The sequence below is a fragment of the Bradyrhizobium sp. 613_E4_N2_2 genome (assembly GCF_052075995.1).
GTDB classification, from domain to species: Bacteria; Pseudomonadota; Alphaproteobacteria; order Rhizobiales; family Xanthobacteraceae; genus Bradyrhizobium; species Bradyrhizobium barranii.
Genome location: NZ_CP197234.1, coordinates 4,054,480 through 4,067,482 on the forward strand (window position 1 = coordinate 4,054,480; position 13,003 = coordinate 4,067,482).

The 13,003-nt window shown below is 66.0% G+C and carries 11 protein-coding genes; 7 read left to right on the forward strand and 4 right to left on the reverse strand.

The window, feature by feature from the left end; genetic code table 11:
* Positions 1 to 13: 13 nt before the first annotated feature.
* Positions 14 to 1,912, reverse strand: coding sequence for a peptidylprolyl isomerase (locus tag AB7290_RS19335; RefSeq protein ID WP_085404596.1), 1,899 nt, complete (start codon positions 1,910 to 1,912; stop codon positions 14 to 16).
* A 222-nt stretch (positions 1,913 to 2,134) separates the two neighbouring features.
* Here AB7290_RS19335 and tpiA point away from each other — a divergent pair, with 222 nt between their 5' ends.
* The 3 genes from tpiA (at position 2,135) to AB7290_RS19350 (ending at position 5,215) form a co-directional block, all read left to right on the forward strand.
* Complete coding sequence (tpiA, locus tag AB7290_RS19340) at positions 2,135 to 2,890, forward strand: triose-phosphate isomerase (RefSeq protein WP_085404598.1); 756 nt, start codon at positions 2,135 to 2,137, stop codon at positions 2,888 to 2,890.
* A gap of 140 nt (positions 2,891 to 3,030) precedes the next feature.
* The gene (gene secG, locus AB7290_RS19345; RefSeq protein ID WP_063983061.1) at positions 3,031 to 3,417 is read left to right on the forward strand and encodes a preprotein translocase subunit SecG; all 387 of its coding nucleotides are present in this window, start codon (positions 3,031 to 3,033) and stop codon (positions 3,415 to 3,417) included.
* Between the two features lie 166 nt (positions 3,418 to 3,583).
* Positions 3,584 to 5,215, forward strand: a complete 1,632-nt coding sequence (locus AB7290_RS19350) for a CTP synthase (protein WP_014494987.1) — start codon at positions 3,584 to 3,586, stop codon at positions 5,213 to 5,215.
* A gap of 4 nt (positions 5,216 to 5,219) precedes the next feature.
* Here the strand turns inward: AB7290_RS19350 and AB7290_RS19355 are convergent, their stop codons facing one another.
* From AB7290_RS19355 to AB7290_RS19365, 3 genes are all read right to left on the reverse strand, one after another.
* The gene (locus AB7290_RS19355) at positions 5,220 to 5,882 is read right to left on the reverse strand and encodes a class I SAM-dependent methyltransferase (RefSeq protein WP_085404599.1); all 663 of its coding nucleotides are present in this window, start codon (positions 5,880 to 5,882) and stop codon (positions 5,220 to 5,222) included.
* Positions 5,883 to 5,991: 109 nt separating this feature from the next.
* The gene (locus tag AB7290_RS19360) at positions 5,992 to 7,368 is read right to left on the reverse strand and encodes a sensor histidine kinase (RefSeq protein ID WP_085404600.1); all 1,377 of its coding nucleotides are present in this window, start codon (positions 7,366 to 7,368) and stop codon (positions 5,992 to 5,994) included.
* On the reverse strand, positions 7,365 to 8,039 hold the full coding sequence (locus AB7290_RS19365) for a response regulator transcription factor (RefSeq protein WP_085404744.1): 675 nt from the start codon (positions 8,037 to 8,039) through the stop codon (positions 7,365 to 7,367). Before AB7290_RS19365 ends, AB7290_RS19360 begins: the two co-directional genes overlap by 4 nt.
* 184 nt (positions 8,040 to 8,223) lie before the next feature.
* Between AB7290_RS19365 and AB7290_RS19370 the strand changes: the two genes are divergently transcribed.
* From AB7290_RS19370 to AB7290_RS19385, 4 genes are all read left to right on the forward strand, one after another.
* Positions 8,224 to 8,550: an NIPSNAP family protein gene (locus tag AB7290_RS19370; protein ID WP_085404601.1), complete on the forward strand. Its 327-nt coding sequence runs from the start codon at positions 8,224 to 8,226 to the stop codon at positions 8,548 to 8,550.
* A gap of 128 nt (positions 8,551 to 8,678) precedes the next feature.
* A complete protein-coding gene (gene kdsA, locus AB7290_RS19375; protein ID WP_085404602.1) occupies positions 8,679 to 9,530 on the forward strand; it encodes a 3-deoxy-8-phosphooctulonate synthase in 852 nt (283 codons plus the stop codon).
* Positions 9,530 to 10,741 (forward strand): MFS transporter, encoded by a 1,212-nt coding sequence (locus AB7290_RS19380; RefSeq protein ID WP_085404603.1) that lies wholly within the window; start codon positions 9,530 to 9,532, stop codon positions 10,739 to 10,741. Before kdsA ends, AB7290_RS19380 begins: the two co-directional genes overlap by 1 nt.
* 138 nt (positions 10,742 to 10,879) lie before the next feature.
* Complete coding sequence (locus tag AB7290_RS19385) at positions 10,880 to 12,973, forward strand: methyl-accepting chemotaxis protein (protein ID WP_085404745.1); 2,094 nt, start codon at positions 10,880 to 10,882, stop codon at positions 12,971 to 12,973.
* The last annotated feature ends 30 nt before the right edge of the window (positions 12,974 to 13,003 follow it).

The following is a 13,003-nucleotide window of genomic DNA, read 5'->3' on the forward strand; positions in this document are numbered from 1 at the left end:
GCGTGCTTTCAACTCACTGGTTCGCGCCGGTCACCTGCGCGAAGGCGGCCTGATTAATGGTGGTCCCGATGTCGGTTTCAAGCTTGTTGACGTAGGAGGCGACCTGCTCGTCGGTCAGCGCGCGGTCGAGGCTGTCCTTCAGCTTCTTCACCGCGTCGGAGGCGGCATCGACCGCGGGTTCGACGATGTCGGTGACGCGGAAGACGATCACCTCGCTGCCGCCGCTCACGGCGGTCTGTCCGACCCCGTCCTTGGCGGTGCGGAAGGCGGCCGCAACGACGTTGGCGGGCACGCCGGCGGGCGAGTCGTCGCGCTTGAAGCCGGAGGCGGTCTCGACCTTGGCGTTGATCGCGGCGGCCTCGTCAGCGAGCTTGCCGCCCTGTTCGAGCTTCTGCACCATCTCGGTCGCCTTGGTCTTCAGCTTGGCGGCGATCTGGTCCTGGCGCCAGCGTGCCTCGACCTGGTCGCGCACCTCGTCGAGATTGCGGTCGCGCGAGGGCGTGATGGCGAGCACGTCGTACCAGACATAGCCGCCCTTGAACGAGATCGCGTCGTTGTCGACGCCGACATCGGTGTTGAAGGCCTGCGACACCACGTCGAGGCCCTGCGGGATACTGGTGACGGGCTGGCCGTTCGGGGCACGGCCGGAGCGGTCGACGGCATCGATGGTCACGGCGGTGAGGCCGAGCTTCTGCGCCGCGTCGATCACGCTGGCGCCGCCGCCGCGCTCGTCTTCCATCTTGTCACGGAGATCGTTGACCTTGACGCGGGCGCGCTCGGTGGCGATCTCGCGCTTGATGTCGCCGGCAAGGCTGGCGTAGTTCGCCTCATTGCCCGGCTCGATCTTGTCGACCTTGACGATGGACGTGCCGAGACGACCCTGGATCGGCTGGCTGATCTCGCCTGCGGGAAGCGCGAAGGCGGCGTCGCCGACCGCGGGGTCGAGCGACGATTTGGTCACGAGCCCGAGGTCGACATCGGAGCTGCTCAGCCCGCGCTCCTTGCCGAGGTCCTCGAACGACATTCCGCCGGCGAGGCGCTCGCGTGCAGCCTGCGCCTCGGCGGCGTTGGGGAATACGATCTGATGGATCTGGCGCTTCTCCGGCGTGCCGAGCCGGTCCTTGCGCTGGTCGAACACTTTCCTGGCGTCCTCGTCGGAGACCTCGCTCCATTTGCCGATCTCTTCCGGCGAGACCACGACGAAGGAAATCTTGCGATATTCGGGCGCGCGGAACTGGACCTTGTGATCCTCGAAATAGGCGGCGAGGGCTTCGGGCGAGGGAGCGTCGATGGTGCCGGCCTGCGCGGCGTCGAGCCTGACGAATTCGATCGCGCGCTGCTCGTTCTGGAAGCGCGTCAGCACGTCGATCATGGCCTTCGGCGGTTCGAGGCCGGCGCCGATCGTGCCGGTGATCTGCCGGCGCAGCGACACCTTGCGCTGCTCGGAGACGTAGCGCTGCTCGGTATAGCCGAAATTGCGGATCACGGCCTGGAAGCGGTTCGGATCGAAGCTGCCGCCGACGCCCTTGAAGTTGGGGTCGTTCATGATGACCTGGCGGATCTGCTCGTCGGACTGGCCGAGCCCGAGCCGGCGGGCCTCTTCGTCGAGGGCGGCTTCCGCGATCGTCTGCTGGAGCACCTGGCGGTCGAGGCCGAAGGCACGCGCCTGGTCAGGCGTCAGCGGCCGGCCGAACTGGCGGCTGATCTGTTGCAAGCGGTCGGTATAGGTCTGCCGGAACTCGTTCAACGAAATCTCGGTGCTGCCGACCTTGGCCACCGTGGACTGCCCGAAGCCTTTGAAGATGTCGGCGATGCCCCAAACGCCGAAACTGATGATCAACACGCCCATCACCACGGCCATAATGGACTTGCCGAGCCAGTTTGATGAGGCCTTGCGCATTCCTCGAAGCATTTGGTCCAACTTGTTTGGCAGGAGGGGAACGGGAGCGCGTCTTAATGCAGATTCCGCAAAAGCGCGTCACCAAATTGATCAATCATCATAAAGTGGCGGCTTTCCCCCCGCAACCTCAGGCCACGCGGTCCCTCGACGCTGCGGTTAAAAGCCTTAGCTCTCTGGAACTGCCGCGACAGCTCTGCTAGCGCATGCACAAACCTCATTTTGCTGGAAATTGACATGACCGACGCCATCCGACCGCTGATCGCCGGCAATTGGAAAATGAACGGCCTCAAGGGCTCGGCTGCCGAATTCGACGCCATGCTCAAAGGCGCGGCAGAGGTGGCCGCCAAGGCCGACCTGCTGGTCTGCCCGCCGGCGACCCTGATCGCGGCCTTCGCCGACAGGGCGCGCGGAAGCAAGGTCGCGGTCGGGGCGCAGGATTGCCACCCCAAGGCCTCCGGCGCCCATACCGGCGATATCGCTGCCGAAATGCTGGCCGATGCCGGTGCGACTGCCATCATCGTCGGCCATTCCGAGCGTCGCGCCGACCACGGCGAGGGCGATGCCCTGATCCGGCAGAAGGCCGAGGCCGCCTGGCGCGCCGGCGTCACCGCGATCGTCTGCATCGGTGAGACGCAAGGCCAGCGCGATGCCGGCCAGACACTGGACATCCTGCGCGGCCAGCTCGACGGCTCGCTGCCGGACGGCTCGACCGCCGCCAACCTGGTCGTGGCCTATGAGCCGGTCTGGGCGATCGGTACCGGCCTGACCCCGACGGCCAAGGATGTCGAGCAGATTCATGGCTTTATCCGGGAACTCCTGACCTCCCGGTTCAGGGCGGACGGGGCCAGGATGCGGATCCTCTATGGCGGCTCGGTCAAGCCGTCGAACGCGGCCGAGCTGATGTCCGTGAAAAACGTCAACGGCGCGCTGGTCGGCGGCGCCAGCCTGAAGGCGGCCGATTTCCTTGCGATTGCGAAGGGCTGCCCCTAGCTAATCTCAAAGCGCGGCCGTGGCCGATCGGGGGGTGGCAATGCCTCTTCTGATCGTGTAACACCGCGCAACTTCAGGAAAACCCGCGAAGCGCGATCGGCCGCCGTCTCGGCGCTGTCGGCTTGTGACGGAAGGACACTATGCAGACTGTTGTCATCGTCATTCACCTCATGATCGTCGCCGTCATGATCGGCGCCGTCCTGCTCCAGAAGTCGGAAGGCGGCGGCCTCGGCATGGGCGGGGGCGCGGGCTTCATGTCCAGCCGCGGCACCGCGAACCTTTTGACGCGGACCACCGCGATCCTGGCTGGGGGCTTCTTCCTCACCAGCCTGTTCCTGTCCTGGCATGCCGGCTACAACCGGGCGCCTTCGTCGATCATCGGCGCGCCGGCGTCCCAGACCCAGCCGGCCGGAGGCGCCCCGATCGCGCCGCCGACCTCGGGTGGCATCCTGGATTCGCTGAAGAAGGCCGACGAACAGCAGCAGAACCAGGCGCCAGCCGGCCCGCAGGTGCCGCGCTCGCAATAAAGCAGGGGGGCCATGCAGGGCGGCTTCTACCGTCCTGCATCAAAAATCCCCATCAAGGCTCTGTCACCACTCTTAGTTTTGGCTCACCCACAGGCCCGCAAATTATTTGGGGCGGAATACGAATCGCTTTGGCGAATCGAATTCGAGGGATTAGAGGTTAAGTCCCATGGCGCGGTACATATTCATCACCGGCGGCGTGGTCTCTTCGCTCGGCAAAGGTCTGGCTTCAGCGGCACTCGGTGCCCTGTTGCAAGCCCGGGGCTACAAGGTCCGCCTCCGCAAGCTCGACCCCTATCTCAACCTCGATCCCGGAACGATGTCGCCGTATCAGCACGGCGAAGTGTTCGTGACCGATGACGGCGCGGAGACCGATCTCGATCTCGGTCACTACGAGCGCTTCACCGGCCGGCCTGCGACCAAGCAGGACAACATCACCACCGGGCGCATCTACCAGGACATCATCTCCAAGGAGCGGCGCGGCGATTATCTCGGCGCGACCATCCAGGTGGTTCCGCATGTCACCAACGCCATCAAGGAATTCGTCCTCTCCGGCAATGACGATTACGACTTCGTGCTGGTCGAGATCGGCGGCACCGTCGGCGACATCGAGGGCCTGCCTTTCTTCGAGGCGATTCGTCAGCTCAAGAACGAGCTGCCGCGCGATCATGCCGTCTACATCCATCTGACGCTGCTGCCTTACATCCCGAGCGCGGGCGAGCTGAAGACCAAGCCGACGCAACACTCGGTGAAGGAGCTGCGCTCGATCGGCATCCAGCCGGACATCCTGCTCTGCCGCACCGACCGCGAGATCCCGAAGGAAGAACGGCGCAAGCTCGGGCTGTTCTGCAACGTGCGCGAAAGCGCCGTGATCGAGGCGCGCGACGTCGACAACATCTACGCCGTGCCCGAGGCCTATCATAACGCGGGCCTGGACGACGAAGTGCTCGCCGCCTTCGGCATCGGCTCGCGGATTCCGCCGGAGCTGCGAAGCTGGCAGCAGATCAACGAGCGCGTCCGCAATCCCGAAGGCAATGTCACCATCGCCATCGTCGGCAAATATACCGGGATGAAGGATGCGTATAAGTCGCTGATCGAGGCGCTCTCGCATGGCGGCATCGCCAACAAGGTGAAGGTCAATCTCGACTGGATCGAGAGCGAGATCTTCGAGAAGGAAGATCCCGCGCCGTTCCTCGAGCACGTCAACGGCATTCTGGTGCCGGGCGGCTTCGGCCAGCGCGGCGCCGAAGGCAAGATCCGCGCGGCGCAGTTCGCGCGCGAGCGCGACGTGCCATATTTCGGCATCTGCTTCGGCATGCAGATGGCGGTGATCGAAGCCGCACGAAACCTCGTCGGCATCGAGGACGCCAACTCCACCGAGTTCGGCCCGACCAAGGAGCCGCTGGTCGGCCTGATGACCGAATGGCTGCGCGGCAACGAGCTCGAGAAGCGCTCCAAGGCCGGCGATCTCGGCGGCACGATGCGTCTGGGCGCCTATCCCGCGGCGCTCAACCGCGGCAGCCGCGTCTCGCAGGTCTATGGCGGCGCGACCGAGATTTCCGAGCGCCACCGCCACCGCTACGAGGTCAACACCGCCTACAAGGACCGCCTCGAGCAGCATGGGCTGAAATTTTCCGGCCTCTCGCCCGACGGCGTGCTGCCGGAGATCGTCGAGTACGAGGATCATCCCTGGTTCATCGGCGTCCAGTTCCACCCCGAGCTGAAGTCGCGGCCCTTCGAGCCTCATCCTCTCTTCGCCTCGTTCATCCAGGCGGCGATGGTGCAGTCGCGGCTGGTGTGATGCCTCAGGGCGCGGCGGTGTAGTCGCGCACGAGGTGCATCGGCGCCGGCGCGACCGGCATTGAGGCATCAGGCGCAATCGTTCCCGTGACGATCTTCATCTGCGGCCGTCGCGTCAGCTTGTAGACGGCGGCCGGCGGCACGTTCAGCAAGGCGCGATCCACCAGCTTTGCACGCAAGCCCAGCCGGTCGAGCACCGGCCGTGGTACGGGGCAGCTCATCCCGTAGGTGAATTGATAGAACGCGCCTCCCGGGCGGACGTAGCGGAACGCACCGCCGATGATGGAGACGACCTTGCGCGTCGACATATTGAGCAGCGGCAGGCCGCTGACCACGGCGCCGACCGGCGCGCCGTCATAGAGCCGCTCCGTCGTAAGCCGCCCTGCATCCATCCACAACACGCGCGCGCCGGGAAAACGAATTTGCAGGAGCTTCGTGAAGTCCGAACCGTATTCGATCAGCGTGAGGTCCTGCTGGCGCACGCCGCGTTTCAGGAGCTTGTAGGTGAAAGCGCCGGTGCCGGGGCCGAGCTCGAGGATCGGGCCGGTCGTTGCGGTGATCTCGCGGGTGATGAGATCGGCAAGGGCAGCGCCCGAAGGCGCGATCGCGCCGACCCGCCGCGGGGCCGACATCCAGGACAGGAAGAATGAGAGGAAATCGTTGGGCATGCGCACTCCGGCATTTCGATTGCGCCTCGCAAATCAGAGGTGAGGCGGTCGAAGAGTCGCCTGAGCGCATTGCGACAGCATTGCGCTTGAGACGCAGAGACGAATTGAATTAGCCCTGTTGCAGGGGCGGCAGCGTCATCCTGAAGCACGCACCGCCGTTCGGTCCGTCCAGGACCGAAACGTGACCGCCATGCAGGAGCATGATCTCGTGCACCATGTTGAGGCCGAGGCCGGCGCCGCGATCGAGCGGCGTGAGCCGATAGAACGGCTCGAAGATCAGCTCGCGTTGATCGGCCGGAATGCCCGCGCCCTCGTCGGTGACCTCGATGCTGGCGGGGCGGCTGACGCGAATGACGATCGTGCCGCGGCGAGGGCCGTGCTGGATGGCATTCTGCACGAGGTTGGTCAGCGCGCGTTCGAGCGCGGCCGCGTCGCCGAGTACGTCGATCCGCGCCGCAGGCGCGTCGAAGGACAGCTCATAGCCGGCCGCAATCGCGAGCGGTGCGAGGTCGGCGGCAACGCCTTGCGCGACGGAGACCAGGTCGACCGGCACGAATGGATGCCCGCAACGGTCGAGCCGCTGGATATCCAGCAATTGCTCGGCAAGCGTCGCGAGTCGCGCCGCATCCTCGATCAGGCGGGTCTTGTCCGGTCCCGACGGCAATGACTCCAGCCGCGTGTTCAGGATCGCGATCGGCGTACGCAGCTCGTGCGCGGCGTCGGCAACGAAGCGCTTGTGGCGGGCGTAACCCTGATCGAGCCGCGCCAGAGCGTCATTGACCGCGGCCACGAGCGGCACGACTTCAAGCGGAATCTGCTCCACCGACAGCCGCGCGCCGCGCTGATGGATATCGATCCGCCGGGCCTGGTCTGCCGTCGCGTCCAATCCTCTGAAAGCGCGCTGCACGACCATCGGCGTCGCGATGAACGTCGCGGTCCCCATCAACAGCAGGCCGGGGAGCGCGATGCCCAGCAACACGAGTGACGTCGTGAACACCGCCTTGGCGCCGCTGAGCTTGCCCTGCGTCGCCGTGATGACCTGCACGTTGCCGGCGGCCGTGTCGATGCGTTTCAACCGCGCCGCCGGCTTGCGCGGGTCGTCCTCGAAGAGCTGCCAGCCGAGCCGCGCCTGGCTGATCTGGTCGAGGGCGCCGCCGATCCCCGCGAATTCAGCCGGCACGGGGCCTTCACTGAGCGAATGCCCCTGCCTGTCGCGAACCAGCAACCAGAGGTCGGGGGCCTCTTCGCGCAACGCTTTCAGCTCAGCCGTCGGCCGCAGCGTCAGGCCGCCGGCTGCGTCGCGCGCGAGCGCGCTCTGGACGACGTCGATCACGCGATCTTCGTCCCGTTGGACCAGCACGAAGCCTGTAGCGCAAAGCGCGCCGATGATCACGACGACCAAAGCGACGAACAGCGCGGCCTGGAGCGAAAGCAGGCGCCAGCTCAGCCGAGAGCGCAGGCAATATGGGTCGGAGTGCCTGCTCACGGCAGTTTCTTCAGGAGATAGCCGACGCCGCGGATGCCGTGGATCTCCACGTGCGCGTCGGCTTCGGCAAGCTTGCGGCGCAGCCGCGAGACATGCGTATCGAGTGCGTTCGACTGGATCTCGTCGTCGAAGCTGTAGACCGCTTCCTCCAGCGCCGATCGCAGCACGGTCCGGCCCATACGGCGGACCAGGGCTTCGAGCACAAGGAGCTCCCGCCGCGGCAGTTCGAGCGGAGCCCCGTCGACGCTCGCCTCGCGATGGCCGAAGTCGAAGGTGAGGCGGCCGGCGCGAATGATATCGGGCTGAAGCCCGGCGGGCCGGCGCAACACCGCGCGCAGGCGCGCCAGCAATTCCTCCACCGCGAATGGTTTTGCCAGATAATCATCCGCCCCGCTGTCGAGCCCGGCGACGCGATCGGCGAGCTCGCCGCGTGCCGTCAACACGATGATCGGCACACCGTCGGCGCGCGCTCTCAGTTTCGGGATCAGGGCAAGACCGTCGCCGTCGGGCAGCTGGCGATCGAGCAGCACGGCGGCGTGCCCGTCGGCGGAAATGGCCTCTTCGGCCTCGGCAAGCGTTGGCACGTGATCGACGATCATGTCGTACCGTTTGAGCGCCGAGGCCAGCGCCCCGGCCATCTCCGCTTCATCCTCGACGAGCAAAATCCGCATGATCCGCACCTGAGCCTCAACCGAAGCGTTGTAGCGGCAGTATCATTGCGGCAGCATTACGGGAACCGGGTGCGATCGGGGCCGGCAAGCCATGCGCCAGACGCCGCGAGCGGCATCGGGCAGGGCCGAAGACACCGTCACGGCCAGCCGCTATAACCCCCGACGTCATCAGGGAGGAACAAGAATGATCTATGAAATGCGCATCTACCGTTGCGTGCCCGGCCGCCTGCCGGCGCTCCTGAAGCGGTTCGAGACGGTCACGCTGAAGCTCTGGGAGAAGCACGGCATCAAGCAGGCCGGGTTCTTCACCACGCTGATCGGCGATTCCAACCAGGAGCTGACCTATTTCCTGGCGTGGGATTCGCTCGCCGACCGCGAAGCGAAGTGGGGCAAGTTCATGACCGACCCGGACTGGATGAAGGCGCGTGCCGAGAGCGAAGCGGACGGCCAGATCGTCGGCAACATCGTCAGCCAGCTCCTGACGCCGACCGCCTTCTCGGCGGTGAAGTAAGGGGCCGCCGGCGCAAGGGCCTCGCACGGAACCCCGGCGCAACCCTGATATTCGGGTGGCCCGGGGCGAATGGGGTTGATCCGACCCTGATGGCGGCTATGGTCGCGCCGAAACGAGGGACATTGGCCTTGAGCTCTTCGACGTCAGCAGCGCCGGTCGTCACCATTGGCACGGTCAAGTTCGGCAATGATCTGCCGATCTCGATCATTGCCGGGCCGTGCCAGCTCGAAAGCCGCCAGCATGCGCTGGAGGTGGCCTCCGCGCTGAAGGAGATTGCCGCGCGGCTGAAGATCGGCCTCGTCTACAAGACCTCGTTCGACAAGGCCAACCGCACCAGCGCGTCGGCAGCGCGCGGTCTCGGGCTCGCACAGTCGCTGCCGATCTTCGCCGAGATCCGCGCCTCCCTCGGCTTGCCGGTCCTGACCGACGTGCATGACGCCGCGCAGTGCGCCGAGGTGGCGCAAGCCGTGGACATCCTCCAGATCCCGGCCTTCCTGTGCCGGCAGACCGATTTGCTGCTGGCGGCCGCCGTGACGGGCAAGGTCGTCAACGTCAAGAAGGGGCAATTCCTTGCGCCCTGGGACATGGCCAATGTCGTGACCAAGATCACGACCGCGAACAATCCCAACGTGCTCGTCACCGAGCGCGGCGCCTCGTTCGGCTACAACACGCTGGTCTCCGACATGCGCGCGCTGCCGATCCTGGCGCGCACCACCGGCGCGCCCGTGATCTTCGACGCCACCCATTCAGTGCAGCAGCCGGGCGGGAAGGGGACGTCCTCGGGCGGCGAGCGTGAATTCGTGCCGGTGCTGGCCCGTGCAGCCGTCGCGGTCGGCGTTGCCGGCGTCTTCATCGAGACCCATCCCGACCCTGATCGCGCGCCCTCGGACGGGCCCAACATGGTGCCGCTGCGCGAGTTCGAAGGGCTGATCCGCACGCTGATGGCATTCGACGCGGTGACGAAAAGCACAACGCGCTGATGTCCCAGCCTGCGACCGGGCCGTCGTCCGACCAGAAGTTTCCGCCCGCGATCAATATCATCGCGCTCGCGAGCTTCTCGGCGGCGTTGTCCACGCGCGCGCTCGATCCCGTCCTGCCGCATGTCGCGGAAGATTTTTCGATCAGCATCACGACGGCCGCCAGCATCGCGGCCGGCTACGCCTTGATCTACGCGCTGGTTCAACCGGTGATCGGAGCCGCTGCCGACCTGTTCGGCAAGGCGCGGTTGATGACACTGTGCCTGGCGCTGCTTGGCGTCTCCTGCATTCTTGGCGCGGTCGCGACCACCTTCTCGGGCCTATTCGCGAGCCGCATCCTCGCCGGGATCGCCTCCGGTGGCGTGTTTCCGGTCGCCCTCGGCCTGACCGCCGACCTCGTCGCACCGGCCAAGCGGCAGGTCGCGATCGGCCGCACGCTTGCGGGGTCGATGACCGGCAATCTGCTCGGCGCGACCGCCTCCGGCATCATCGGTGAACTCATCGGCTGGCGCGGTGTGCTCATGATGCTCGGCGCGCTCGGCCTGATCGCGGCCGTTGCGGTGGCGGCGGGCTTTCGCGGTGCCGCGCTGACGGCGCCGCCGAAGACCGATCTGAAGGCCTTGCGGCAGGGCTACCGGACCATCTTCGCCAACCCCAACACGCGCTACTGCTACTCGGCTGTCTTCGTCGAGGGCTGCTGCGTATTCGGCCTGTTTCCATTCATCGCCGCGCTGCTGTTCGATCTCGGCGAGAAGTCGCCGTCGATCGCGGGCATCGTGATCGCGGGCTTTGCGATCGGCGGATTGTTCTACACCTTCACGGTCTCACGCTTCCTGCCGTGGCTCGGCGTCAGGGGCATGATGATTGCGGGCGCGGGCCTCGTCGGACTGCAGCTCGGCGTGCTCGCCTTCGGTCCCGGATGGAAGCTGCAATTCGCCAGCATGCTGGCGATGGGCTGGGGCTTCTACATGATCCACGGCTGCCTGCAGGTGTTTGCCAGCGAGCTGTCGATCGGGGCGCGGGCGACGGCGATGTCGCTGCATTCGTTCTTCTTCTTCATGGGGCAGACCGTTGGCCCGATCGCCTATGGGCTTGGCCTCCAGCACGGTGGCAAGGTCTCGACCCTGCTCACGAGCGCCGCGATCATGGTGGCGCTTGGTCTCGTCTGCGCCCGGCTGCTCAAGCAGCGGGCACCCTCGGACGCACGGGTCTGAGGGGAGTATCGAACTACCGGTTTCCGTATTTTCCCGGAAGAGATTGGTAGCCAAAGCCGTTCAATCTTAAATCAAATCTCATCGTTCGCTCCGTAGATTGCCCGCGAACCGCGTCTTGGCGGCAATATGGATCAGTCGATGCAAAAGCAGCGTTCGGTCGCCCGCATCCTCGGGGCGGTGGTTGGGTCTCTCGGTCTCGTCCTCGTCGTCATCTGCGCCTATGCGCTGAAGCTCGCGGTCACCCGCTACTCGGACAGCAACCGCATCGTCTCGCTCGCGGTCGCCAGCCGCGACCTGACCAATACGCTCGTGATTTTCCGCCTGGAGCGCGGTGACACGCTGAGCTATCTGGCGTCGGCTGCCCCCGCGCCCGACAGCGTCATGAGCAGTCTCGCCGACCAGCGAGCCACCGTGCAGAAGAATTACGCGCAGGCCTTGCAGAGCCTCGCCTCTGCTGAAGCGCCCGGTCTTGCCGAAAAGCTCGACAAGCTCCGCGGCATCTGGGCGCAGCTCGAGGAGCTGCGGCCGCGCGCGGTCACTGCGCTGAAGCAGGAGAAGGCGGCGCGTGACGCGAACCTGCAACCGAGCTGGGCCAGGATCAGCGACGCCTATATGGACGCGATCGGCGACGTCACCGCCCATGTCGACAACGCGATGACGCTGATCGATCCCGTGGTCGATCGCCTCCTGATCGCCAAGCAGGCCTCCTGGCAGGCCCGCGCCAATGCCGGCCAGACCATTCTGATCCAGTTCTCCTCGATCCTCGCCAACAAGACCTGGACCGCCGCCGATGGCGTCACCTTTGCCGATCTGCGCGGCCGCATCCAGCAGTCCTGGGTGGTCGTGCGCGATCTCAGCCCGAATGTGGCCTCGCCCGAGCTGTTGCAGGCGATCCGTAACGCCGAGCCGGAAATTTCCGGCGCGCTCAGCGACGAACGCAATGCCATTGCGACCAAGCTGCTCGCCGGCGAGCCCGCCGGCGTCGCAGGCATCGACTACCGCGATCGTCAGCTTGTCGGCGCCAACAACGTCGTGATCGTCACACAAACCGCGCTCGCCAACATGATCTCGCGGGCCGAAGACGGCGCCTCGCGCGCCCGCTTCAGCCTGATCCTGTTCGGCCTGCTGGTGCCGGCCTCGCTGGCGCTGACGATCGGCGGGCTGATGCTGATGCGCAACCGCGTCACCCGGCCGCTGACCGCGATCACCGGTGTCATGACCCGTTTCGCGGCGCATGATTTCGCCGGCGAGGTGCCGGGTCTCGGCCGCAACGACGAGATCGGCCGCATGGCCGCGGCGCTCCAGGTGTTCAAGGAAGCCATGATCAACGCCGAGCGCTTGTCCGGCGACCAGGCCGCCGAGCGCGCCGACAAGGAGAAGCGTGCATCCGAATTGTCCGGCCTCGTGCGGCAATTCGAAAGCCGCATCGGCCAGATGGTACAGACGCTGTCGAGCGCCTCGGGCGAGCTGGAGACGACCGCGCGCTCGATGTCGGGCACGGCAGCCGAGGCCCAGACCCAGGCCGGCTCGGCCTCGACCCTTGCCGACCAGGTCGGCGGCGGCGTGCAGACCGTGGCGGCTGCTGCGGAGGAGCTCAACGCCTCGATCCGCGAGATCAACCGTCAAGTCGAGCAGGCGACGCGCGCCACCGAGCAGGCGGTCGTCACCGTCAAGGAAACCGACAGCACCATGCGCGCGCTTGCCGACGGCGCCGATCGCATCGGCGAGGTCATAGGCCTCATCACCTCGATCGCCGGCCAGACCAACCTGCTGGCGCTGAACGCGACGATCGAGGCAGCCCGCGCCGGCGAGTCCGGCAGGGGTTTTGCGGTGGTGGCGAGCGAGGTGAAGAACCTGGCCTCGCAGACGGCGAAGGCGACCGAAGAGATCAGCGCCCAGATCACGGAGATCCAGGGGGCGACGCAGAAGGCGGTCTCGGCGATCGACGGCATCGTCAAGACAATCGAGGAGGTCTCGAGTATCAACCGCGTCATCGCCGCCGCCATCGAGGAGCAGAACAAGGCCACCGCCGAGATCGCAAACACCGTGCAGCACACGGCGGAAGCGACCTCGACCGTCACCCGCAACATCGCAACCGTATCGTCAGCGGCGAACGAGACCGGCCGCGCCGCGTCCGGCGTGCTGAAGGCCGCCGCCAACCTGTCGAGCCAGTCGACCTCGCTGACGTCGGAGGTCGACGGCTTCATCAGCAAGGTGAGGGCGGTGGCGTAAGGGCTGGCGCGCGCTCTATCGAATGTCCTT